Origin of the sequence: Chryseobacterium sp. UNC8MFCol, assembly GCF_000482305.1 — a bacterium.
Lineage (GTDB): Bacteria > Bacteroidota > Bacteroidia > Flavobacteriales > Weeksellaceae > Chryseobacterium > Chryseobacterium indologenes.
This window is the reverse complement of the sequence record NZ_KI535291.1, coordinates 211,420-237,328: the sequence shown is the minus strand read 5'-3', so window position 1 is coordinate 237,328 and position 25,909 is coordinate 211,420. Positions and strand designations below refer to the sequence as shown.

Here is a 25,909-nt window from a genome sequence, read left to right as displayed (position 1 = left end):
AAAAAGAAGCTCTTTCAACATAAATATAACCAACTATAAATAAGTATTTTACACAACATAGCAATAAGCTAAAATTCTTAAAAATATTTAGAGTACCTTTGCAAAATGTAATTCTTTCATACTGAAGGAATTTTTTATTTAAATTTTAAAATAATTCATTTGAATTTTACAGACTTAAACTTAATAGAACCTATTGCCAAGGCAATCAAGGAACAAGGATATACTACTCCTACCCCTATCCAGGAAAGATCTATTCCTGATATTTTACAAGGGAGAGATTTTTTAGGGTGTGCTCAGACCGGAACAGGTAAAACAGCAGCCTTTTCTATTCCTATATTACAGAATTTATCAAAAAATAAAATTTCAAACAATCATATAAAAGCTTTAATTCTTACTCCTACGCGAGAATTAGCTATTCAGATTGAAGAAAACATTAATGCATACGGAAAATATCTTCCTTTAAAACAACTTGTTATTTTTGGAGGCGTAAAGCAAGGCAACCAGGAAGCTGCCCTGAAAAAAGGGGTTGATATTCTGGTAGCAACGCCTGGAAGGCTTCTTGACTTTATTGCTCAGGGAATCATCAGCCTTAAAAACCTTGAGATATTTGTTCTTGATGAAGCGGACAGAATGCTTGATATGGGCTTTGTACATGATGTAAAAAGAATCATCAAGCTTTTACCACAGAGAAGACAAACGTTATTCTTTTCTGCAACTATGCCCGGAGAAATTCAGAAACTGGCTAATTCTATCCTTAATAATCCTGTAAAAGTAGAAGTAACACCGGTTTCTTCTACTGCAGATACCATCAAACAATCTGTTTATTTCGTGGAACGTGAAAATAAGCTGAATCTGCTTTCTCACATCCTGAAAAATGATATCGCTGATTCTGTACTTGTATTTGCAAGAACAAAGCACGGTGCAGATAAAATCGCGAGAAAACTTCAAAAGGATAATATCTCGGCAGAGGCGATACACGGTAATAAATCTCAGAATGCAAGACAAAATGCACTGAATAATTTCAAATCCGGGAAAACCAGAGTTCTGGTAGCTACAGATATTGCTGCAAGGGGAATGGATATTGATGAGCTGAAATTCGTGATCAATTTTGAACTTTCAGATGTTTCCGAAACGTATGTACACAGAATCGGAAGAACAGGAAGAGCCGGAGCTGAAGGGACTTCAATCTCTTTTGTGGATGGTCTTGACCTGTTAAATTTAAAAAATACGGAGAAGCTTATCGGAAAGAAAATTCCTATCATAAAAGACCACCCTTTCCATACTGATGACCTTGTTGCTGAGAAAAGAGATTCCAATAACAAACCTGTACGTTCAGGTGGGGAATCGCAGGGACCAAAACAACCTTCAAGAGCGCCTAAAAGTAATGGAAACAGGAAAAAGAAACCTTCTACAGCCGCTTCCGTAGGATTTAAAAAGCCTAAAAACAAAAATTTCACAAGAAAAAAATAAAGACAAACCCTTTTCAGATCTGAAAAGGGTTTTATTTTGATGATCAATCTTCGTGGAGTTTATTTAAAAAGATTCCGGGCATTCTCTGTCGTTATCCTGTCTATCTCAGAAAAATCTTTTCCGTAGATATTCACAAGTTTCCCGGCGACGAGATCGAGGTAAGCGCTTTCATTTCTCTTGCCTCTGTGCGGAACGGGAGCCAGATAAGGAGAGTCTGTTTCCAATACAATTTTATCTAAAGGGATTTCTTGTAAAAACTGATCAATTTTCCCGTTTTTAAAAGTGACTACTCCACCTATGCCTAAAATAAAATTCAGATCAATGGCATGTTTTGCCTGCTCAAGGTTTCCTGAAAAACAATGAAAAATACCTCTTAACTGGGGATGTTTTTTTCGTTCCAATACTTCAAATGTTTCATCAAAACTTTCTCTCGTGTGGATGACAATGGGAAGATCCATTTCTATAGCCCAATCGATCTGTTGTTCGAAAGCCTTCACCTGTATATCTAAAGTCGACTGATCCCAATACAAATCAATTCCTATTTCTCCTATGGCCGGAAACTGCCTTTGATCGAGATAATTTTTAACAATTTCCAGTTCCTTTTCCCAGGATTCCGGTTTTACATAGCATGGATGTAATCCCATCATTGAAAAAATCTGTCCCGGATATTCGGTTTCCAGCTGTAACATCTTTTCGTGTGATTCGGAATCGATGGCAGGAAGATAAAATTCTGTAATTCCTTTGTCTAAAGCTCTCTGGATGGCTTCCTTTCGGTCCGCATCAAATTCTTCGGCATAGAGGTGGGTATGTGTATCAATCATTTTTTTATAGTTTTAACAGATCTTCATACGGGTTTTCAAGATTCATCAGTATTCCGAAGGCAGGTTCGGTCTTTATGCCCTGTTTTTTAAGTTCTATTATTTTTTGTTTAAATTCTTCTCCTTTCTCCTGTAGTATTTTGTACTCGGCGATCATGTGCCGGTATGCATTCTGTTGCTCAGAAGGTTTATTCTGTCCAAAAATTTCAATCGGAAATTCTTCCAGCATAAAGTTTATAACGATACTTTTTTCTCCATTTATGACCGTGTTTTCCACTTTCATATCGGTACCGGACGGTAGTAAGGGTACTATATCTTCCAAAAATTCTTTTTCAAATCTGAGATCTACTTCACAAATGACATCGAGATCGCTGCTTTCAATATCAATTTGTATAGGAACTGTACCTGTCAGTAATGGAGAGTATGGTTTTAATTTTTCTAAAACTTTATATTTTGTAAGAACTTCAAGCGCTCTTTTCTGTCGTTCATTACCATTTCTCAAATAGTTAATCCTGGTAAAATCGATCATTTAAAATATTTTATGCTTTACCTTTTCGCGTTGCTTTTCAATCCTTTGATCCAGTTTTTCTCTGAATTCAATAAATTTCGGATCTTTTTTATCATTTGTTTTATGTTCCAGCGCCCTCATGATTTTAAAATTTTCTTTGATAAAATCTTTGGTATCATTTGAAAAATAAGCATCCCCGAATTTATCGAAAGTATAATTAACCGCCTGTGTACTGGGATGAATCATATCTTCTTTATAAAAGCGGTAATCCCGCAGATCATCCATCAATATTTCATACACCGGCAGATATTGGCAATCTTCAAACATCGAAATAGACTCGTGGATGGCTGTAATCAGCTTAGACTTACTGAGTTGATTTTCAACCATGCCATCTTTGGTATGGCGTACAGGTGATACGGTAAATAAAATCTGAACTCCTTCTTTACAAATATCCTTCAGATCCAGAATGGTATTATAAATGGCGGCGGTAAGTTCCTGATGGGTCAGCAATCTCTTTTCAAAAAACTTCTGTGGAATTTTATGACAGTTTGCAACGAGTTTTTTTTGGGGGAGAAATTCGTAGATAAACGAACTTCCGTAGGTTACAATCACCCAATCAGCTTCCTGCAGGAAAGCGTTACCTGCTTCAATAGCCCCATTAATCTTATCTAAGGTCTGGTGAATATATCGGGTATCAAAGCTTGTATGGTGATCGAGAGAGATGTATTGATCATGATAAGTGATTAAATCTTCCTCCTCATAAAATGCTGAGTCGTGAAGTATCCTGACTTCATTATGAATTGAAAACGGGTTAAAAATGGTTCCAAAAGGATTATTAAGTGTCTGAAGCTGACCTTGCTGTAACAGGTCGGTCATTTCGGAAGCAAAACAGGAACCTACTGAAAATATTTTATCTTCAATCTCAATTTTCTTTTCTGATGCCGGAATATCAACTTCTGTTCTGAATTTCATTGTACAGGTATTAGATTGCAGGAAACACGCTGCAGGTAAATTGCTGTTACCTGCTGCATGCCTTCTGCTCCCTCTATTAACTTTCTCTTCTCAACAAATAATTTGCCAGTTCGATAAACGGTTTTTTCTTTTCTTCCGGAATATCGATTTTCTGAAGATAGCTTTGTCCTATTTCGTTATGTTTTTCGATAAGGCGAAGTGCTTTTTCATCTACTTTCGTTCTTCTGAAGATCTTTTCAACGCCATATACCTTGTCAATATTTTCAGTTTTCTTTGAATACCAGTAATCCAGCTCTTTTCTTTCTTCTTCTGTAGCATGTTCTCTTGCCAGCAGGTACAAAACCGTTTTTTTATTTTCGTAGATATCTCCTGCATGTTTCTTTCCAAACTGTGCCTGATCTCCGAAAACGTCAAGATAGTCATCCATGATCTGGAAGGCGATTCCGATATGTTTTCCGAAGTTGAAGATGGCTTTTGCATCTTTAAAATCTGCTCTTGCGATCAAGGCTCCGATTTCAAAAGAAGAGGCGCTTAAAACTCCTGTTTTGTAAGTAATCATTCTGATATAGTCATCAAAAGTTACATCTTTCTGAGTTTCAAAATTGATATCATATTGCTGCCCTTCACACAATAAAAGACCTGTATGAGTGAAAATCCTGATACATGCCTTGAAAATTTCAGGTTCCAGATCTTCAAAGAATTTATATGCTTTCAACATCAATCCGTCTCCTGAAAGGATTCCCACATTGATTCCGTGTAAAGTATGGATGGTAGGTTTATTTCTTCTTAGGGGGGCTTCGTCCATAATATCATCATGGATCAGCGTGAAGTTATGGAAAAACTCAATTGCCAACGCGGGCTTTATAGCCTCTTTAAGGTCGCCGCCAAACAAATCACAAGCCATCAGTACCATAATGGGACGAAGACGTTTTCCTCCGTGGGAAATAATGTAATTCATCGGTTCATATAGTTCCGCTGGCTTATCTTTAAAAGTGTACTTATTGATGGCCTCCCCAACAAGCTGCTGGTATCTGTCTAAAAATTCCATAAAATCTTATAATTTGAACAAAAATACGATTTTTAAAAAGTTAGGAAAATAAAAATGCAGACTCTTTTTGGTAAAAGTTGCCTAATTTTTCTGGAAGCAATGAATGACTATGATAAATTATTTTTTTATAGATTAATCATAGAACAAAACCAATGGTATGTATAATATATTAAAAGCCATCTTATGATAAACATAAGATGGCTTGGTATTTATCAAGATAATTCACTGTAATGCTATTTTAGTGTATTAGCTTTGAATATCTGATCATTTGTGTGACAAAATCAAGTTTCATTTTAAGAACTTTGATAATCACTTTTAAGATTTTAATGGTATTTTAATATTGATTTTGTCATCAAAAATTTTATACCCTTTACGTTTAAGATCTTTTATATATTTTGAACAACCTAATAGAGTTGCAGTATATTCATTATGCCTAGATTGAATTTCTAAATCATATTTTTCCGTTTTTTTGATCTTATAGTAAAAATTTATATTTAAAATGTCAAGCTGCACTATCAAAGAATCTTTTTTATTTACCAATAATAAATCGGCTTTGCAATCTTCCAGATCTCTTGAATAATAGCCTTTCGGGATCATTTTTTCTGGAACATCATACAATTCATTATTCTCGTACACATATGTTTTACCAATAAATCCCTGAGGATCTATAATATAATTATCATCTGTATGATTAATGATTTTATATGTGTAGGGGCTAGCTCCGTCCAAATATCTTTGCATTGACACACTGGAATCTAGTAAAATAATTTCCAGATCACTTCTAGTATTTACCTTTATCTGAGACAAATAAAAACTGTAAATACATATTGCAATCAATATACAAGTTCTTTTCATTTTATATTTATTTAATAAGCAAAAATGATGGTACAAAACCCATTTTCACTTTATGATCAAGACCTGTTGAATCCATAACTCCTGTCCATTTATATTCTTCAAAATAGGCTCTATATTCCATAATATCAGTAATGCTAGAAAGCTGCCAAAATGTTTTATAGAATCCTGAAACATAATCAATAGAGTGCCTCATTTCATGTATAAATACTGTGGCCAGTTTATAATTAGACTTTGAAGTCAGTCCAGGAGCCAATATAACTTTTCCTTCCGCATTTGTAATTCCCCATGCAGAATCTTTTCCACCAGAGTTCAAAGTACCTCTTGCTGTAATCGTTAGTTTTGCATTATCACCTTTTTCCCATTCGGCAATTGTATTGGCGTCAGCAAATTCTGCCCATTGTGCACTATTATCCCAATATTCTTTAAATATGGTCTTATAGGCATTTAAAGTTGTTTGATTTGCCTTATCTTTTGGATTTACTTTATTATCTATTAAAAATTGGTTTAGTTTTTCTTTATACTCTGACATTGCAGCCATTGTATGCAGCGCATGATTCAGCCCTGCTACAGTTCCTCCAATCAGAGCTCCCTGCCAGAAATTCCCTCCTGATAAAGCTGAACCTACACCTCCTGCTAAAGCTCCGAAACTGATCTGCCCTACAGCAGAACCAGCAGCTCCTTTGGCGATAGCTCCAAAAGCACTTGCTCCCAAACTTCCTAAAGCACCTGATAAAAATGCTTGTCCGAAATTATATCCCTGCATTAAAGATAAGGCACCCTGAGCTACCGCATGCGCTCCCGCTTGTGCTAAAACACCTAACGTCGTCCCAGCAAACTGTGTAGCGGCGGTATATCCACTTGCTGCAGTAGTAAAAATTCCTCCTATTCCTGCTGTCACGGCTCCGCTTATTGCTCCGAAGGTAATGGATTTCAAGAATCCGCCCCAACTCCAGTTGCTGGAAAAAGAAGCACTAATGATGTAAGAAACGGCTCCTATTGCCGCCCCTATAACGGCTGCTGTAGCAACTGTTCCCCAAAAGACAGGCAAGGCTGCAAAAATAGCAAAAACAAATTCTCCATTCGGATCGTTATACATCAGTGGATTATTCATCACATATCCGTATTTATTATAATTTTGGGTATTGGTAGGATCCTGAATATTCTCATCGGCATTTAAAAATCTTCTTAATAACGGATCATATAATCTTCCATTCATGTGAATAATTCCTACTTCTCCAAAATGTTCATGGCTGGTATACCCACGATCAATCATAAGATCATTCGACTGGCTGAGGATGGAAGCTTTATCTGTGATAATCGCTCCGTTTCCTATTTGTAAATGAGTGAAGTTCCCCCATGCATCAAAATGTCTTTGTTCAAGCTTATTTCCTGCTTCATCACTCACCGCTAAGATACTTCCCAAATAATCTTTATGCAAAAATTTATAAGATCCGTTAGCCTCCGTATAATTCTTCACAAAGATAATATTGCTTTCATAAGGATTCCCACCAATATACAGTATATGTTTTTCTTTTCCTGTCGTATTGTCAGTAATGATTTCATAGCTTCCGTCTTCATTATAGAATTTGGTAAATTTACCATCAGCTTCTGCAGCGAAGTTTCCTCCGTAAGTAACCCTCTGCCTCATTGCTGTTAATCCATATTGGAAGGCAACATCGCCCTTTTCTCCATCAATGAAGACAGGATCATTATTTTCATTATAAACAATAGTCTGAATGAGATCATTATTGTAATTTTGAGTTCCGGCAGCATTTAAGGTCATTCCTGTTGCCTGATAAATTTTGGCAGAATTCTCAAACTTAATCGTCCCGACCTGATCATTTTGGATGATTCTCCCCTTAACATCATAAACATTTCTGTAAGCCGCAGGTTTTACTCCTGTTACAGGATCTGTCCAGTTGACTAATCTATTGTTATCATCATAATCGAAAGTCTCAACAATATTAAAGTCGCCTCCTGTTGTTCTGCTCTTCAATTCATTTCTGATGGCATCGAATGAATAGGAAAGCTGTAGAATGCCCGGCTTTATTTGGGAAGAATGGTTGATACCAACTAAGAAACCGTTAGTATCGTAAGTATTGTTAATCTGCGTCGATCCTAATTTAGCTTTCGATATTTGTCCCTTTACATTGACTTCATCAAGCTGCCAAAGGATTTTCCCTGAGTTTTTATCTTTGACCTGATAAAGCTCACCATTCCATGTACTGTATACATTTTCTATGTTCACTTTGGTAAGAGTACCGGAAGAGTATACCTGTTTTTCATAAGAAACTATTCTTCCTTTATCATCGTAGGTCATGCCTTTCTGGATAAAATACTTACCATTACTGCTTTCCGAAGAAGATAAAATTCTCCCCTGGGGATCATAAGAAACATTGTAACCAAATGCCTTTCCTTTGGAAGTTCCGGATTTGGAAATCAGTTTTCCTTTGTCATTATATGAATAAGAAATAGTTTTATTGGTTGCCTGCCCACCATCGACGGTAGAAATTTCTTTTTTATTAATTAGCTGTCCTAAATTATTATAAGCATACTCCTTGGTACCTTTTGGGCTGATAAATTTCTTTGGTTGTCCGAATCCTCCATATTCATATTGATACAACCCATTGGAAGGATCATTAAATTCCGATTTGTTTCCCCATGCATCATACTTCGTAGTCACGATATTTTCGGCATATTGAGCCTTTATCTGTTCTCCTGCAGCATTATAGGAAAATGTAACGGTTCCTCCCTTATCGGTAGTTGTTAAGATATTTCCCAAGGCGTCCGCAGTTTTAGTTGTCACCCTACCATATCCGTTCAGTTCTTTCACTGTAGTAGTTAACCCTGAAACGCTGGTCTCCATTTGTTTCCCTGTAAAAGAAGTAGCCTTTATTTTAGCCGGGAAAAAAGTATCGTCATACTCTATGATATTCCAATCACTTACCCCCTGCCCTTCGAAAAAGGGTTCTGATTCCTTTGATTTTCTTCCTAAAATATCATATTGCGTAGCTTTTAAAACAAAGTATCCCTGTCCAAAAGCTTTGGTTGAAGAAGTTATTTCCTGACCAAGTGTATTGGTGTATTTCTTTGAAATATTTCCACTTGGATCATATTGTGTAATAATCAAATTGGTAAAATAATCTTTTTCATATTGATATGTTGTTGTACCCAGTAAATTGGTTTTAGCCTTCACAAGCTTACCCCATGGATCATAGGTGTTGATAAGGGTATTATTGAGAGGATCAGTTTGGGTTAAAATTTGCCCCCAATCATTATAAGTAATGTTGGTCTGCAATCCGAGATTATCAATTTTTTTAACGACGAATCTACCTTTGTTATCATATTCTGCCTGCGTAGTCTGGCTCTGAGAATCTATGCTATTTGTGATGATTCTTTGAATAACATTTCCAAACCCATCATAAATGTAGGTATCCAGTATATATCCGGAATTATCTCTGTTCCATGTTTTTTGGGTTTTCAATAAGTTGTTTTCGTATGTGTATTCTTCCTTTGCAGATTTGTTATCTCCATAGGCCTGTCCTATGTCAGTTTTAGACTTGGGAAGACCAATATAATAATCAGCTCCAATTCCAGATGGATTATGAATATACTCAAAAGTAGACGTAGTAATACCATAACCATTGTTAACATTGTAAATGCTTTTTGACGGAAGGTAATATTCTCCATAAGTGATATTATTCACATTGGTGATGCCTGTTAAAAAATCCTTGGTTTTAATCTCTTTTGGTAGCAGTGCTGTAACAATTTTCGGTTTATCAGCATTAGGTATGGAAGTGACAACCTGTCCGTTCAGCAATTTATCGATTTGATATTGTGTAAATTTAAAACTTAATAATTGCGAATTATTCTCAGAGATATCTCCCGGGAAAATCATATTTTCATTATTAGTTCTGATTGACCATTCTTTTAGCGGAACCCCGTCATTTAAAGGATCAATCTCTTTTCCTGTCCATACTTTGGTATTTTCAAGCCCATCAGCATACCAGGAAGAGCGGGCTGTCTGACGGAAGCCTACTATACCTTTCCCCTGTAAATGAGCAATATATCCTCTGTATCTGAAATCCTGCTTCCTGCCTGACATCCTGATCTGACTTACCCCATACATCTGAGATAATCTATCCATTTCCATGTACGGATAAAGTTCCTTTTTTACCGGAGAATATATATTGGGATTGATGACAGGATCAAGTTCTTTATAATCAATATCATACTGAATACCACCCTGAAAGATACCTGAAATATTTTTATCAGCATTGAGATTATAATGTTGGTAACTGATCAGTTTTCTTTCTCCATTATCAACACTCTTCAATAAAAATAATATTTTAGATGATTTATTATTCACTCTGAAATCACCAAATAGCGGGTTTACAACTACTTTAGCTCGCTGCGAATAATAAATACGTTTCCTGGTGAAACGCCATTTAAATTCTGTATCTGCAGCATTATAATACGGTTCTGCATAATTGTCAATAGACCATGTAGACAACTGATTATTATTAGCTGCAAATATTATTGTAGAATTGACAAGGTCACTTTTCCCATCATTATCCAGATCAATCAATCCCGGTTGAGAATAGTTGACAAGAGAGGTAGGGTTCTGAGATACCTTTTTGTAATACATTAGTCCCTGAACACTTTCAGATAAAGACAGGCCGGTATTTAAATAGATAGACCATCCTGTCATATAGATATCGTTGGTTGCATTCTCATGCAAAGGCAGAAGCATTTCAATATTTCTGTCCCCATTCAGATCTCCAAATTGTAGCCCATCTATCAATCCTTTTACGGTATGTAAATTTTTCAGATTGAGAACATAGGTATTGTTTTGCTTTTTCAGTTCATATTGTCGAACACTGTTTAATGGGGTATTAACTGTTCTAGTAGTAGATGAACCATTCTCGTTCATGTATTCTTTGGTAAAAAAAGTTACATCCGTATTTCCACCGGTAGCCTCTACAAAAACAACATCCTGTGTTCCATCGTTGTCAAAATCCATAATTCCCCCTTTACTGAGAATATCTTTAGGTGTAGTACCGGGGATAATATGGATTGTATTGTTTTTTATATCATCATTATCTACAACTACATATCTATGCCCAACTGTTTTGCATTGCCATCTTCCTTTAGGCGGATCTGGAACAATCACAACATATTTGCATTTACTATCTTGTATTCCCATTACAAGTTCAGACATTCCATCAGAATCGATATCTGCTTCTTTTAAAGTGATAAGACTTGATTTGTTACTTCCATATTCATACTCAGGATCCGGATCAGGCAGATATATACCATTACCAAACTCATAGGTATTGTTGGCTATCGTTTTAGAATATTCTAAAACAAGAGGATTATTATAAGTATTTAAAACAGAAGCGTCACTTTTTATAGAGTAGTATTTTAATTCTATATTTCCTGTAGACGGAGGATTAGAGCTTGAGTTTGCTTTGGAAATAATAAGCCCTTGTTTCGTTTTAATATAATTGTCTGCTGATTTTATATTAAAAGTGGTGAAACTGCTGCTAGGCCAAAAAGTGGTTGAAGCGCCCAAATAAACAAAAGAAGGACTGCTGCTGTTGATAGCATCGAAATAAATATAATATCCATCAGGTCTGCCACTCTGAGCAGGCTGCATTACGATAAAATCAACCAATCCATCTCCATTATAATCTCCGGTCGTCACAATATTATTGTAATCAGCAAAATTACTTTCACTGCTCGTGGTGGTTAATGGTTTTGCAGTAAAGGTAACCGGATTGGCTGCATCTCCTATACTGTTACCTTCCGTTACACTTTTTACAAACTGATAGTTAACCCTGTTATTGGGATCACTATTGACAGTTTCCACGGAATAGTTCATAGAATAGCTTTTGAAGGTACTACTCCCTGCGTTAACTCTTACTGTAGTTAATATTTTACTCTGTAAGAATGGCACCCCTTTCACATAAGATGATTCCTGGATATTTCTGGGAGCGTAGTAAAAGTTAATCTGATTGTAATGAGCTTTCCCCAGTGTTTCATTTCCGCCCCATTGGATGGTGTTAATAGCAGCTGTATTACTACTTTGAGTATAGTTATAAGTAATGTAGTTTCCTTTGCTATCTTTCCATTTTACGATATTATATTCTATCGGGGTTCTTGCCTGGCTTGTTCCTGAAGCTACGGCCCCATACCAGGCTTGAGATCCATCTTCAAAAGTCACTTCCCAATATTCAGGTCCTTGCCATGCCTGCCCACTAATGGCTCCTTTTGATTTTATTCTGGCATTTGAAAACCTTTCTGTCACATATTCAGCATCGTCTTTTCCATATTCACCTGACTTTAAGATTAATCTTTGACCATTGAAGGTGTAATAATCGGAATAATCTAACTGAATCCCTTTAAGTTCTCCGTCTTTTTCAACGGTTTTTCCGATTCTGGCTATCGATGTGATTCCGGCTAAGTTCCAGCCATATCCGGCAATCCCATTTCCAGAGCCACTTGTATACACCAGGTTAATTTGTGGGGCTACGCTTTTTACTCCCGGAGGTAAAGCAACTGGTACGGTAAATTGTAGCTGTCCCGATACATTGACATCAATATTTCCTTTCGTATCATGAAAGCTTTGGCCTTGTGGCGCACTGGTACCACTTGGATTATTAGCGCCAGCATTTGAATCTGCTGGCCCACCGCCTGGGTTGTCAGTCGATGGCCCAATCTTAGCAATAAATGGATTAGAGCTGCTTGATTTAGCAGAAAAACCTTGTGCAAATATTATACTCTGCGGATCCTGAACTGTTCGGGATGTAGTTTCTGCCTGATAAAGTATGGTTTGCGAAAATCCCGCCACAGAACATAAGGATAGTATAAAAGATGAAATAAATTTCATATTCATATAATTATTTTATAAGTGATAATTGATAGGTTGTAGAAATAGTATTGAATAGAGAAAAAGAATATTTTTAATCTTCAATGTCCCAATTCTTGAATATTACTCTTATCGTTTGGTAATATTTCTACTAAAAACTCTTCCGTCTTTTAATGTAAAGCGTAGTATGTAAACGCCCCAGTCATAGCCTGTCATATTGATTTTCACCTGACGATTTAATCCTGGTGTATTCTGCTGCTGGAATTTCCAGTGAACAGTACTATGTTGATACAATGAGACAGATTCAATCAGATTATCAACTTCTTCCGTCCAGTCTATGGTCAAATAGTCATTTACCGGAACAGGATAAAGCCTGATCTGTTTCCAGAAGGCTTTCTCATCAATGGTTGAAGATTGTTGGGTAACTGTTTGCGGTTTTAACAGCTCCTGTAGTTTAATCTCTTTTGGTACAGTTTCTTCCGATTTTTTCCCGGTACTGTTTGTTCCTCTGTATCGTTGGTTTCCAGCTTCATCATATTTAAAATAGACTTCAGTTTGTGAATAGCCGAGAAAACCTATCAATAGAGAGAACATTGAAAGGAGTTTTGTTTTCATAGATGGTTATTTTGATGGAGTAAAAGCACTTAACTTATAGCTTTAAATCTTAAAGTTTTTTAGATTAAGATCTAAGTATTTTGCTTTTCTTCCACTAGTTTTTTTTTGAAATCACAAACATTAAAGAAATCTTTAATCAATTGTAATTCTAATTTCAAATATAATAAAAAAACTAGTGTAAATATCTGATCTCTTCATCTTATTATTAATTTTTAAAAAAATATCTCTTGGAAAAAAATATAAATTACAGTTAAAAAAGCTATTATTTTTTAAAACAACAAAAACATTTTTAAGTAAACATATTTTTTTAAAACAAATCCTAACTCACATTGAAATAGCATTTGTCTTATCCAACTACATTCATTTATAGAAACAAAAAACTTTGCCCAAACGGACAAAGTTTATATGTTTATTTCAATTTTTATCTTAGAAAAGGAAGGTTACAATAAGATAAGTAACTCCCGCTACAATAGCTGAAATCGGAATTGTCAGTACCCAGGCCCAAAGAAGGCTTACTGTAATCCCCCATCTCACTGCCGATATTCTTTTTGTCAATCCTACCCCGATAATAGAACCTGTAATCGTATGTGTTGTAGATACAGGAATACCGAAATGGTCTGTAATGAATAAGGTGATAGCTCCTGCAGTTTCTGCACTTACCCCTTCCAATGAGGTTACTTTAGTAATCTTGGTCCCCATTGTTTTAATGATTTTCCATCCTCCACTCATTGTTCCTAAAGCGATTGCAATAAATGAAACGAGAGGAACCCAAATATAGTGTTGGGCAAAGTAATCAAAACGTTCTGCTGAAGGGATGTTCAAATACTGGGTATCCTGAAGCATATTAACGTGATAATAAATAACCGCTGCCCCAATGATCCCCATTACTTTCTGAGCATCATTCAGACCGTGTCCCAAGCTAAACAAAGCGGAAGAAGCCAGCTGTAATCTTTTGAAGGACTTATCAGCTTTGTGAGGGTTTGATCTTTTATAAAGGTGTACAATGATAAGAGTGATGATGATTGAGATAATCATCCCTATAATCGGAGCCATGAAAATGAATAAGAAGATAGGAATCACTTTATCAAACTTCACGACACTCTGGTGAGTCACCTGGTTGAAAGCTTCTTTAGCCGTATCCCAGAAACCAAGAGCCGGCTGTGCTGCTGCCACCTCATGGTAATCCATCATGAAAGCATGCATTAATGCTGCTCCCAAGAATCCACCGATCAATGTATGTGAGGATGATGAAGGAATTCCGAACCACCATGTCAACAGGTTCCAGGCAATTGCTGCCACCAGACCGGAAAATATGACTTCAAGGGTGATAAAATTCTCATTAACTGTTTTGGCAATTGTATTACCGATTTTGAATTCTCCAATAATATAAGCAGCAATAAAGAATGCTGCAAAGTTCCATAGGGCTGCCCATAGTACGGCCTGGAATGGAGTTAAAACTTTTGTAGAAACAATAGTTGCAATTGAGTTGGCTGCATCATGAAAACCATTGATGTAATCGAAGATTAATGCCAGCGCAATAATAACTACAAGTAAAATAGGAAATTCCATTTTTTGCGATGTATTATGCGTATTTAATCATGATGTTCTCAATGGTATTGGCAACATCTTCTGCCTTATCAGTTACAATTTCAAGATAGTTCAATACAGATGAAACTTTGATGATATTGATTGCATCGTTGGTTTCAAATAGTTCCACCATTGAATTGGAAAGTAAATCGTCTGCAATGTTTTCAATAGAATTTACTTTGATACAAGCTTCTTTCACCTGCTCCATATTTTTGAAACCTTTAAGGTTTTTCATGGCATTCTGAATTTCAAGACATGCTTTGTGGATCAGTAAAGAGAAGTCGGAATACGCCTTCATCTCCGGCGATTTGTATAAGAAAATATATTTTGTAGAAGCGTAGATATAATCAGCGATATCATCTAATCCTGTTGCCAAGGTGTGAATGTCTTCACGGTCAAAAGGAGTAATGAAGTTTTTTCCTAATTCTACAAAAATCTCATGCGTAAGTTCATCATTTTTATGTTCGAAGTCGCTCATTTTCTTCAACATAGAATCATCATTAAGATCGAAATCTTTAATTCCTGTATTGAATTCTTCAGACATTGCAACTAGATTTTCAGTTACTTTTTCAAAAAGTACAAAGAAGATTTTATCTTTTGGTTGAAAAGCGTGGAAAATATTACCAATTCCCATTTTTTAGTATTTATAATTCGTGTGCAAATTTCCTAAAAAAGGACCGCCCACGAAACTATATAACATTAAGTTTTGTTAACATTCGCTTACCTTCTGATTATCAAATAAAAAAACCGACATTACTGCCGGTTTTATATGGTTTACACAAGGGTTAGTTTGCCACTTCAGCCCTCATATCTTTTCCTTTGAATTTCATGGACTGAATATTGCTAAGGACATTGTCTTTGAATGATTTTTCAACTTCGAAGAAAGAGAATTTCTCTAAAATTTCAATATCACCGATTTCAGCTCTTTTCTTGGTTTTTCCACCAGCGGTAGCTTTGTTGATAATATCTAAAACATCGAGTTTTTTCAAATGGTCTTTTTTCCCAAGGTTGAAGAAGAATCTTACCATGTTTTCATCTTTTCTTCTTGGTTTTCCGCCACGGTCTCTGTCTCTTCCACGATCTCTGTCGCGACCTCTGTCCCTATCTCTGTCACGGCCACGGTCTCTTCTTGAGTAATCGTCATCTCTGCTGCTCAGTTTCTGCTCAGCAAGGTCATGCTTATCTTTGTAATATAAAGCAAGATCTTTCAATTGGAACTGCAGCAACTGGTGTACCAATTCTTCTTTTGTGAAGTTGCTCAAATCAGGAATTAAGCTATCATCAAATTCGAAAAGATCTTCGTGCTCTGTGAATAATTTTTCAAAAACACCACCTACCTGAGCTTTGATAATATCTTCACCGGTAGGAATAAATCTTTCGTTAATTTCAATCTTTGTAGCAGATTTAATCTGCTTCAGCTTTCTGCTTTCTTCCGGCTTGATTAAAGCCATAGAAATACCGTCCTTCCCTGCTCTACCTGTTCTTCCGCTTCTGTGAACGAATACTTCAGGATCATCAGGTAAAGAGAAATGGATCACGTGAGTCAGAGAGTTTACATCCAGACCTCTTGCTGCAACGTCTGTTGCTACAAGAATATCAATGTTTTTTAATCTGAATTTCTTCATCACCGTATCTCTCTGCGCCTGAGAAAGGTCTCCGTGAAGAGCATCAGCAGCATAACCGTTCTGCATCAGGAAATCAGCTACCTCCTGAGTTTCCATTCTCGTTCTACAGAAGATAATAGAATACTGGTTAGGATTAGCATCGATCAATCTCTTCAACGCTTCTTTTTTCTGGCGGTAACCTACCACGTAGTATTCGTGAGTAATGTTCTTCTTCACTTCGTTGATAGAACCTACTGAAATACGGTGTGGCTTGGTAAGATAGTTTTTGGAAATTCTTTCCACTTCTTTATTCATCGTAGCCGAGAATAAGAAAGTCTGTTTAGTTTCCGGAGTTTCGCTCAGAATGGTTTCCAATTCGTCTTTGAATCCCATAGAAAGCATTTCATCGGCTTCATCTAATACCAACCAATGAATAGCAGAAAAGTCTAATGCTTTTCTGTTGATAAGATCAATTACTCTACCAGGAGTTCCCACAATAATCTGTGGCTTATCCTTCAAAGATCTCATCTGATCTACAATACTGCTTCCACCATAAACTGCTGTAGTTTTGATGTCTTTCATGTACTTAGAGTAATTCTTTATGTCCTTCGAAATCTGAAGACATAATTCCCGTGTCGGACAAAGCACCAATAATTGGATTTTGCGACTCGTATCGTCAATCATATCCAAAATCGGAAGCGAAAACGCTGCTGTCTTGCCTGTCCCTGTTTGCGCAAGTGCGATCAAATCGCGAATATCTGAAAGAATAAAAGGGATAGTCTGTTTTTGGATTTCTGTTGGGCTTTCGTAACCCAGTTCGCCAATTGCCTTAAGGATATCAGGACTTAAATTGGTTTCCGTAAATAAATTCATTAACTATTTTAAAATTTTTGCAAAGATACAATAAATATTTGACTTGTTTTTGAACAAAGTTTTAAATATACAAACTTAAATTCAGAATCTTTTACTATTTTTTTAATTTTTGGAAAATTAAATCCAAAAAAAACACCCTTACATTAAGGTATTATTAAATATTATTTTTTTTTATTAAATTGGATTAATTTTTTATGTATTATGTATGAACTTTTAAAAATAAAACCACAGAACGCGGATTATTCCATTTAAAATACCCTTTTACAGGCTTTGATTTTTTGGAAAAGTGTAAAATTGAACGTTGAAAATGAAAAACAGCTGTTTTACCAACATCATTAACCTGCCACAAATAACAGGCAGTAACAAGCAACTCACAAAGAGCAACCAGATAACCATCCACCCACAAAAACACTACACAAAATTATGTCAGCAAGTATTTCTCCCGATACATTCGGTTTTTTAAAAAAATTAAACAAAAATAATAATAGAGAATGGTTCAATGAAAACAAAAACCTCTACACAGAATCTCAGGGAAATGTGATCAGTTTTCTGGATGATCTGCTTAAAGAAATGTCATCATTCGATGCAGAGCTTGCAAAAATTGACAGTAAAAAAGCACTATTCAGAATTTACAGAGATACCAGGTTTTCAAAAGATAAAAGTCCTTATAAAACCAATTTCGGGGCTTCCCTGGGAATGGGAAAAGGAAGTCAGAAAGGAGGCTATTACCTTCATATGGAACCCGGCAAATCTTTTTTGGCCGGAGGAATTTACATGCCTGAACCTTCGGTACTGAAAGAAGTACGCAAGGAAATATCTTTGTACGGAAATGACTTTCTCAACATTTTAAATCAGAAAGATTTTAAAAAACATTTTCCTGAACTTGATCAGCAGGATAAGCTGAAAAAGATACCTCAGGGTTTTGAAAAAGAAGATCCGATGGGAGAATATCTGAAACTTAAAAATTTTATTGTTCTTTATCATCTTAAGGACGAAGAGGTCCTGGATAAAAATGCCGCCGGCAAAATGTCAAAGATATTTAAACTCATGAAACCATTTAATGATTTCCTCAACACTCCTTTTCTTTGACATTACATAAGCTTTTAGGTATACACCTTATCATTACTGCTTGTTTCAGACCCTGTGAAGAAACTATCATAGAGCAGAATAAAACCTCTAACCTGTCAAAACTCATATCTCTCAGAAATAACTCACATACACTACTTACTGACTATCAGTATTTTATATTTAACATTTTTTAAGATATATTTTACATTTTTGTTTATCTTTGCTGTTCGTCAAAAAGTCAAGGATGTCTTTATACCAAAAAATTGCAGAAAACCTACAATATATAAGTCCGAGTTTTTATAAAAAAAGATACTTTAAAAGTTTAAATAATCTTAATAAGGATAATTTTTCGGCACGCAATGTAGAACCGGAACTGGTATGGATCAAAGAGTACCTTCCCAAAAATGCTGTAATACTTGATATTGGTGCGAATGTAGGAACCTTTCTTTATCAATTGGAAAACAAGCTGGATCATGAGCATATTTACGCTTTTGAGCCTAATAAAAAGCTATTCTTGCGATTAAAAAGATTATTTCCTTCCATGCATGTACTTCCTTTGGCCCTTTCTGACGAAAATATGATGGCCGAATTTAAAGTTCCTGTCATCAATGGAAAAACAATTGCATCCCGTGGGACCTTAAACACTTCTTACAAAGAAAAAGGTGAAGAAAAAAGCTACACCGAGCAAGTAAAGGTGATTAAACTCGATGACTGGGCAGCTTTGGAGCATTTCAACAGACTTGATTTTATTAAAATTGATGTTGAAGGAAATGAGATCAAGACCCTTTCCGGAGCCAGGGAAACCATAAGACAGTTCCTTCCTACCTTAATGGTTGAAATGGAACAAAGACACCACCAAACACCTATATGGAACGAGATATCTGAAGTAAAAAGCTGGGGATATGAGGCGAAATACCTTAACAGGAACAGCTTCACCCTGGAAACACTTACGGAGGAAATCATATCACAAAATACAAACGACGAAAAAAATAAAACTCAGTACATCAACAATATTATTTTTATACCTAGAAACCCTTAAAATAACTTTATGAGTGTAGTAGCGAGACAAGGCTTCAAATATTCCATTATCGGCTATATTGGTTTTTTGCTGGGCACAGTTTCCGCAATTTTCATTTTCCCGAATGATTTTGAATTTTATGGAAAACTTCGCTATATCCTTCCTACTGCTGAAATGCTGGTACCCTTTGTGGTATTGGGAATCTCTTATTCTAACGTAAAATTCTTTCATACGGTAGAAAAGGACGGTAAGAAACAAAATATGCTGTCGCTGTCATTGCTGACCGTTTTTATCAATTTTCTGATCTTCACGGCTGTTTTTTTTATCCTGCCTTATTTTTACCCTAAATTCAAACATTCAGAAGCATGGAAGATCAAAGAAATGATTCTTCCATTAATTTTAATTCTTTCTTTCTGCGCTATTTTTAACAAGTATACTTCGAACTATAAAAGAATTGTTGTTTCCAATATTTTTGACAATCTGTTTCCGAAAATAGCTAACCTCGGGGCATTTTGCCTTTTTTATTATTTTGCGTTATCACAGAAAATAGCCTTTGCTTTCTTTTTCGGAATATTTACCCTGATGCTTTTCGGATATATTTATTACACCAATAAGCTTGAAAAGATACAGCTGGATTTTAATACCGATTACTTCAAAAAGAATAATTTCTGGAAAGAATTTTTCAATTACAGCTTTTTTGGATTCCTGGGGACTTTCGGAAATTATCTGGCTATCAACAGTTTTATGATCGGAGAGTTTATGGGAATGGAAGAGGTAGGAATCTATTCTGTGCTATACGCCCTGATTTCCCTGATCTCTATCCCACAACTTGGATTATTTAATATTTCCGCTCCTATTATTAACAAGACCCTTGCTGACGGAGATATGGAAGAACTTGACAGATTCCACAAAAAAACATCTTTATCATTATACTTTTTGGGAGCTGTATTATTCTCATGTATCATGGTTGGATTTCCTTATCTGACGCAATTTATGCCGAAAAACGGAACGATGCTGAGAGAATATGAGCCTGTAGTCTGGATCTGGGGATCTGCGGTTCTGATAGATCTTGCCACCGGCTTCAACGGGAATATCATCTCACTCTCAAAATACTACCGTTTCAATATCCTGGTGATGCTTTTATTAGCCGGATTAACGATTGGGTTAAACTATTACTTCATCAAGAATACCCCATTAAAGCTTATCGGAATCGCTTTGTCTACTGCTATTTCATTATCGATCTACAATATTATCAAAATTGTTTTCAATTACATTGTATTCAAGGTTTCTCCTTTGAGTATTGAAATGATCTTTGTTTCGATCATCTGTACCTTAGCGATTACCGTTGCGATCGTACTTCCGAATTTTAGCAGCAACCTGATCAATATGATATACAAACCTTCAGTTGTTTTGCTGCTGATCTACATCGGAAATTACTTCACAAAGATATTCCCGCTGGAAGATTACCTCAACATGAGATTTATTAAGAGTATTTTTAAATTTTAAAAAGGAAATGAAAGGCTGATTTTTTGCCTTAATCAGAGGAAATAAATTGGTCTAAAACCTGTTTCAGTTTTTTCTGAACCTGTGCTTTACTGTAATTTTTCTGAAAATCATATGTCTTTTTCGAAAGCTCTTCAAGCTGGTCAAAAATGTTTTCTTTTTCAGGAATGATAAACTCCAGCGTTGAAGGATAGTTTTTAGGGAATACAGCAAGTTTGCCGTATCCGATCGCATCTCCAAGATTTCCTGTCATTTTGGTCACACCGTATGTTTCATTGACACTGAAAAATTCTGTTTCCTGTTGGATGGGACACCAAAGAACATCAGCTTTCTGCATCCATTTTTCAAATTCTTGTGAGGAAACTCTTTCAGAAAAGCAGGTGATCACAATATTTTCCGGCGCTTTTTCAGAAAGGCTCTTCAATTGTTTCAATTCGTTGCCTTTTGCCTTTCCCAGAAATACAAATTCACCATACGCATCCGGTTTTAATTCCTGAATTGTTTTAAAAATATAATGATAATCCCTCCTCTTCTGGGAAACCCCTCCCGGAATAACAATAACCGGTTTTTTATTTTTGGGCTTCTCAAAATCTTTTGTATAAAAAATGGGAAGAAATTGATATCTGTCTGAGCTTAATGCTTCATCCAGCACCAAACGGGAAGCAGATTTCCGGTATACCGCTGAAGAATAAAACAAGCCTTCTTTCAACAATAATTTTAACCTGTAAATGATATCTCCTTTAAAAATACTTTTTGTAAGATCCCATTTTGAGGTTTTGCTAAAATTAAGATTATGGGTAATAACAGCAGTATTGTATTTTTTTGTAATTGCTAAAAAGGTATTGAAAAAACGATGAACCGTACCTACAATCACCAGATCATAGTTTTTGCCTTTCAATTGATCCAAAATCATAGAACTGTCAGATAAAAATACAGGCTCATCTTTGTGACTGACCTGATCTTTAATTTTTTTTGAAAAATAATAGTCTACATCAAAGTCTCCGGCACCTTTCATAATATTCATGAAAGCCTGTGCGATCTCAGCATGAGTGTCTATTTCTATGTAAGCTATTTTCTTCACTGATTAATTGAGATTAAAATCTTTATTCCGGCTAATTTCGACTTAGTTTTTGATTTATGAAACAAACGATCATTTTTATTGATGCTTATAGTATTCCTTGATCATCGTCATCACATCTTCAGCCACTTCTTCTTCAACATTTTCCAGCGCTGGTCGTTGATTACTTTCTGTTCTTCTTTTGTAATCTTCAGTTCCAGTTTTTTTGACCGGCAGCTTTCATAAGATCTGACAATATCAAAAAAGAATGAAGGGGATTTACTTTTCATCGCCTCTTTCGAAGAAGCAATATAAGCAAGGAACCGGTTTAATCCTAAGAAATAAAAATACCTGCCGTAATAATCTGCAGGCCTTATGGTATAGTCCGCTCCTTTTACTTTAATTAATTTTACATGAAGTTCCGGTAAGACTACTTCTTTCCAACCGAGATTCTCAAGTAGAATGGCATCAATATTATCCCATCCCAGCGTTTCTCTTAAGCCGCCCATCTGCACAAAACACTCCTTTCTGTAAGCTTTCATGGGGCCTCTTACATGATGTTTATTAGAATTTCCTTCATATATCCAGCTTCCGCCCTTCTCTACATACAACAATCCTCCTACAAGTCCGTACTCAGGATTTTTTACAAAGGTGTCTGCTACTGTTTCCAAATAATTTTCAGGTAAGATAATATCTGCATCAAATTTACAGATGACGTCAAAGTTATCCAAAACTTGGGTCTGCAATCCGTTTTTAAAGGCATGTACAACCTTTGAGCCGGGTTGGTGCTCAGATTTTTGCAGATTCATCGTTTCGAAACGAAAATCAGTCCCGGTATATTTCCTGATTACTTCGGAAGTCTTATCTGTAGAACCGTCATTGACAACGATTACTTTAAAATCTTTACAGGTTTGTTGTAATAAAGAATCCAGAGTAAATGAGAGGTTCTGTTCTTCATTATGGGCCGGAATTATGATTAAAAACCTCACGAATTAATTTATAAATGGTGAATGATAAGTGATAAATGATAGTAACCTTTCATTTATCACTTATTGTTTTATATTACTTATTATGCGGTTTCAGCATATTTTTAGGATCCAGAATTTCATCCAGTTTTTCCTGAGAAAGAACTCCTTTTTCCAATACAAGATTGTAAACGCTTTTTCCTGTTTCCAGGGCCTCTTTGGCAATCTCTGTCGATTTTTTATAGCCGATGTAAGGATTAAGGGCTGTTACAATACCAATACTGTGTTTTACCATATTCAGGCACACTTCTTTGTTGGCAGTAATTCCTACTACACATTTATCACGCAGGGTATCCAGAGCATTGCAAAGGAAATTGATATTTTCCATGATTGCATGAGAAAGTACCGGCTCCATTACGTTAAGCTGCAACTGTCCTGCTTCTGCAGCAAAAGTCACGGTAAGGTCATTTCCGATGACTTTAAAACAAACCTGGTTGACCACTTCAGGAATTACGGGGTTTACTTTCCCTGGCATGATGGAAGATCCCGGCTGCATCGGAGGAAGGTTAATCTCAAAAAGACCTGCTCTTGGTCCTGAAGAAAGTAATCTCAAATCATTACAGATTTTGGATAGTTTTACGGCAAGACGTTTTGTTGCTGAAGAATAGATCACATAAGATCCTGTATCAGGCGTAGCTTCCACTAAATCCGGTGCGGAAATAATAGGAAAACCTGTAATCTGGGCTAAGTTTTTCGCACAAAGAGTCGCATAGCCTACCGGAGCATTCAATCCTGTACCGATGGCTGTTGCTCCCATATTTACTTCTACAAACAGGCTTGCATTATTATTTAATTTAGAAATATCTTCTTCTAAAGTAGCTGCATAAGCTTCAAATTCCTGCCCCAATGTCATCGGAACAGCATCCTGAAGCTGAGTACGTCCCATTTTTATGACATCCTGAAACTCCACTCCTTTGGCACGGAATGCATCTACGATTTTTTCAAGTCTTTCCACTAAACCGATATTCATCTGCAATAGTCCCATTTTGATCGCAGTAGGATATGCATCATTGGTTGACTGTGAAAGATTGATATGGTCGTTAGGTGAGCAGAATTCGTATTCTCCTTTATTTTTTCCTAGTTTTTCTAATACGATATTGGCAATAACTTCATTCGCATTCATATTGATTGAAGTACCTGCCCCACCCTGGATCATATCTACCGGAAACTGTTCGTGATATTTTCCGGCAATAAGCTCGTCACAAGCTTCTGCTATTTTAAAATAAAGGTTCTCATCAAGAAGCCCCAATTCATAGTTTGTTTTTGCGGCAGCTTTTTTTACAAAAGCCAACCCTTTGATAAAATCCGGGTATGAAGACAACAGCTGCCCCGAAATTTTAAAATTGTTGATCGCTCTTTGCGTCTGCACCCCATAATAAGCGTCTATTGGAACGTTCAGTTCCCCTAAAAGATCACTTTCTTTTCTGAAATTTTCCATTACAGATATTTTACTGTTTTTGATGGCATAAAGGTAGCAAAAACGCATCTAAACGATGCGTTTTAATTTGATTTATTTTACCGGATATTTTTGGTTTAAAGATTGAAGTATTGCCCATGTTTCGGCATCCATAATTCCATCATAATTTTGCGGACGGTAATGATACTGGAAAGCTTCAATAGTCTTCTTCGTAGCATCATCCCATTTCCCACTCGGTTCTATCCCATATCCGAATTTCTGCAATGCCGTCTGGATAAGGAAGATAAATGAAGAATCATTGTATCTGGCAGGTAACTCTTCCTCCGCAAGATCAAAATAAGTTTGTTTGGCAGCTTCATCATACCACATTCCCAGCTGATACTGGTCGTATAGTCTCTTCCATGGGAACATTGGCCCTGGATCCTGTTTCCTTGTCGGTGCAATATCAGCATGTGCCAAAACATTTGTTGCCGGGATCTGATACCTTGTCGCAATATCCTTTGCCAATGCAGCTACTTTTCTTATCTGCTCATCACTGAAAGGTGCAAATATTCTTTTACCGCTGGCATCTGTAGAATAGCCTGCATTTACAATTTCAATTCCGATGGAGGTATCATTAAGGTTTTTATCATTTCTCCAGGAGCTTACACCGGCATGATAAGAACGTTTGTTTTCATCTACAAGCTGATAAATCTCGTTATCACCGGTATTGTTTACCAGGTAATGTGAACTTACCGCTTGCTGGGTAAGAACCATAACCGATTTATCATCAGGAAGTGCGGTGTAATGTAAAATCAGATAACGCTGTCTGAAGTTTTGTGCAATAGCCGGAAAATAGGTTTTCACTACTTTATACCCTATAGGTTTTGCCGTTACGATTGAACCATAACTTGCGGTATTGTCATTTTTTGTTGGGTCTGCTATATTAGTCGTAAAAAAATCTACTCCATGCTCCGAGACAACTTTGGGTTTATTGACTTCGGGAGTCTGTGTTTTAACGACCGGTTTTGGCTGTACCACGGGGGTTTTCGGTTTGTATGTATTTTTTTTTACATTTTGTTGGGAAGTACACGAAAAAACGAATGTGCTTAATCCGATGATATATAATGTCTTACGCATCAGTTTGGTTTTTGAATGATTTATTACCTCAAAAATACACAAATTTTTCTTGAATTTTATTTGGTAAATAAAGAAATCTATTCTATATTTGCACTCGCAATAACGGAACAACGATCATTAAAAAATAAACAAAAAGGAGGGTTGCCAGAGTGGTTAATGGAGCAGTTTGCTAAACTGTCGACGCGAAAGTGTCGCAAGGGTTCGAATCCCTTACCCTCCGCACTCTATATATTTCGGGGCGTAGCGTAGTCCGGTCATCGCGCCTGGTTTGGGACCAGGAGGTCGCAGGTTCGAATCCTGCCGCCCCGACTTTTTTTAATGCGCTTATTTAACTAAGCGAGAATCAACTTCTAAGGGTGCGTAGCTCAGCTGGATAGAGCATCTGCCTTCTAAGCAGACGGTCAAAGGTTCGAATCCTTTCGCGCTCACAAAAAATCTCATCATTTCTATGGTGAGATTTTTTGTTTTATATTCGTTTCAT

Annotated in this window: 18 protein-coding genes and 3 tRNA genes; 7 read left to right on the top strand and 14 right to left on the bottom strand. The window is 36.2% G+C overall.

Features of this window, described 5'->3' with window-relative positions:
• Positions 1 to 159: 159 nt before the first annotated feature.
• Entirely contained in the window at positions 160 to 1,470 is a 1,311-nt protein-coding gene (locus tag M030_RS0118845; RefSeq protein ID WP_027374914.1) for a DEAD/DEAH box helicase, read from the top strand.
• 59 nt (positions 1,471 to 1,529) lie between these two features.
• Here M030_RS0118845 and M030_RS0118840 read toward each other — a convergent pair whose 3' ends face one another.
• From M030_RS0118840 to M030_RS0118795, 10 genes are all read right to left on the bottom strand, one after another.
• Positions 1,530 to 2,291 (bottom strand): TatD family hydrolase, encoded by a 762-nt coding sequence (locus tag M030_RS0118840; RefSeq protein ID WP_027374913.1) that lies wholly within the window; start codon positions 2,289 to 2,291, stop codon positions 1,530 to 1,532.
• Positions 2,292 to 2,295: 4 nt separating this feature from the next.
• Complete coding sequence (locus M030_RS0118835) at positions 2,296 to 2,817, bottom strand: DUF4269 domain-containing protein (protein ID WP_027374912.1); 522 nt, start codon at positions 2,815 to 2,817, stop codon at positions 2,296 to 2,298.
• Positions 2,818 to 3,768, bottom strand: a complete 951-nt coding sequence (locus M030_RS0118830; protein ID WP_027374911.1) for a GSCFA domain-containing protein — start codon at positions 3,766 to 3,768, stop codon at positions 2,818 to 2,820.
• A 76-nt stretch (positions 3,769 to 3,844) separates the two neighbouring features.
• Entirely contained in the window at positions 3,845 to 4,816 is a 972-nt protein-coding gene (locus tag M030_RS0118825) for a polyprenyl synthetase family protein (RefSeq protein WP_027374910.1), read from the bottom strand.
• A gap of 315 nt (positions 4,817 to 5,131) precedes the next feature.
• On the bottom strand, positions 5,132 to 5,671 hold the full coding sequence (locus M030_RS0118820; protein ID WP_027374909.1) for a hypothetical protein: 540 nt from the start codon (positions 5,669 to 5,671) through the stop codon (positions 5,132 to 5,134).
• Positions 5,672 to 5,678: 7 nt separating this feature from the next.
• The gene (locus tag M030_RS24525; RefSeq protein WP_185097403.1) at positions 5,679 to 12,563 is read right to left on the bottom strand and encodes an RHS repeat-associated core domain-containing protein; all 6,885 of its coding nucleotides are present in this window, start codon (positions 12,561 to 12,563) and stop codon (positions 5,679 to 5,681) included.
• 108 nt (positions 12,564 to 12,671) lie between these two features.
• The gene (locus tag M030_RS0118810; protein ID WP_027374908.1) at positions 12,672 to 13,157 is read right to left on the bottom strand and encodes a hypothetical protein; all 486 of its coding nucleotides are present in this window, start codon (positions 13,155 to 13,157) and stop codon (positions 12,672 to 12,674) included.
• A 426-nt stretch (positions 13,158 to 13,583) separates the two neighbouring features.
• The gene (locus M030_RS0118805) at positions 13,584 to 14,726 is read right to left on the bottom strand and encodes an inorganic phosphate transporter (RefSeq protein ID WP_027374907.1); all 1,143 of its coding nucleotides are present in this window, start codon (positions 14,724 to 14,726) and stop codon (positions 13,584 to 13,586) included.
• A 13-nt stretch (positions 14,727 to 14,739) separates the two neighbouring features.
• Positions 14,740 to 15,378 carry a DUF47 domain-containing protein gene (locus M030_RS0118800; protein WP_027374906.1) on the bottom strand — a complete coding sequence of 213 codons (639 nt, stop codon included), beginning with the start codon at positions 15,376 to 15,378 and terminating at the stop codon, positions 14,740 to 14,742.
• 151 nt (positions 15,379 to 15,529) lie between these two features.
• Complete coding sequence (locus M030_RS0118795; protein WP_027374905.1) at positions 15,530 to 17,221, bottom strand: DEAD/DEAH box helicase; 1,692 nt, start codon at positions 17,219 to 17,221, stop codon at positions 15,530 to 15,532.
• 423 nt (positions 17,222 to 17,644) lie between these two features.
• On the opposite strand from M030_RS0118795, the gene M030_RS0118785 reads away from it, so the two are divergent.
• The 3 genes from M030_RS0118785 (at position 17,645) to M030_RS0118775 (ending at position 20,813) form a co-directional block, all read left to right on the top strand.
• A complete protein-coding gene (locus M030_RS0118785) occupies positions 17,645 to 18,310 on the top strand; it encodes a DUF2461 domain-containing protein (RefSeq protein ID WP_027374903.1) in 666 nt (221 codons plus the stop codon).
• A gap of 223 nt (positions 18,311 to 18,533) precedes the next feature.
• The gene (locus M030_RS0118780) at positions 18,534 to 19,328 is read left to right on the top strand and encodes an FkbM family methyltransferase (protein WP_027374902.1); all 795 of its coding nucleotides are present in this window, start codon (positions 18,534 to 18,536) and stop codon (positions 19,326 to 19,328) included.
• Between the two features lie 9 nt (positions 19,329 to 19,337).
• A complete protein-coding gene (locus tag M030_RS0118775; protein WP_027374901.1) occupies positions 19,338 to 20,813 on the top strand; it encodes a lipopolysaccharide biosynthesis protein in 1,476 nt (491 codons plus the stop codon).
• 28 nt (positions 20,814 to 20,841) lie between these two features.
• Here the strand turns inward: M030_RS0118775 and M030_RS0118770 are convergent, their stop codons facing one another.
• The 4 genes from M030_RS0118770 to M030_RS0118755 all read right to left on the bottom strand — a co-directional run bounded on the left by M030_RS0118770 (position 20,842) and on the right by M030_RS0118755 (position 25,428).
• Entirely contained in the window at positions 20,842 to 21,891 is a 1,050-nt protein-coding gene (locus M030_RS0118770; protein WP_027374900.1) for a hypothetical protein, read from the bottom strand.
• A 110-nt stretch (positions 21,892 to 22,001) separates the two neighbouring features.
• The gene (locus M030_RS0118765) at positions 22,002 to 22,856 is read right to left on the bottom strand and encodes a glycosyltransferase (RefSeq protein WP_027374899.1); all 855 of its coding nucleotides are present in this window, start codon (positions 22,854 to 22,856) and stop codon (positions 22,002 to 22,004) included.
• A gap of 73 nt (positions 22,857 to 22,929) precedes the next feature.
• A complete protein-coding gene (gene aspA / locus M030_RS0118760; RefSeq protein ID WP_027374898.1) occupies positions 22,930 to 24,330 on the bottom strand; it encodes an aspartate ammonia-lyase in 1,401 nt (466 codons plus the stop codon).
• Positions 24,331 to 24,402: 72 nt separating this feature from the next.
• Complete coding sequence (locus M030_RS0118755; RefSeq protein WP_027374897.1) at positions 24,403 to 25,428, bottom strand: N-acetylmuramoyl-L-alanine amidase; 1,026 nt, start codon at positions 25,426 to 25,428, stop codon at positions 24,403 to 24,405.
• A gap of 135 nt (positions 25,429 to 25,563) precedes the next feature.
• Between M030_RS0118755 and M030_RS0118750 the strand changes: the two genes are divergently transcribed.
• The 3 genes from M030_RS0118750 (at position 25,564) to M030_RS0118740 (ending at position 25,856) form a co-directional block, all read left to right on the top strand.
• Positions 25,564 to 25,648 (top strand) — tRNA-Ser (locus M030_RS0118750).
• A 14-nt stretch (positions 25,649 to 25,662) separates the two neighbouring features.
• Positions 25,663 to 25,737 (top strand) — tRNA-Pro (locus M030_RS0118745).
• 45 nt (positions 25,738 to 25,782) lie between these two features.
• A tRNA-Arg gene (locus M030_RS0118740) sits at positions 25,783 to 25,856 on the top strand.
• Positions 25,857 to 25,909 lie beyond the last annotated feature (53 nt).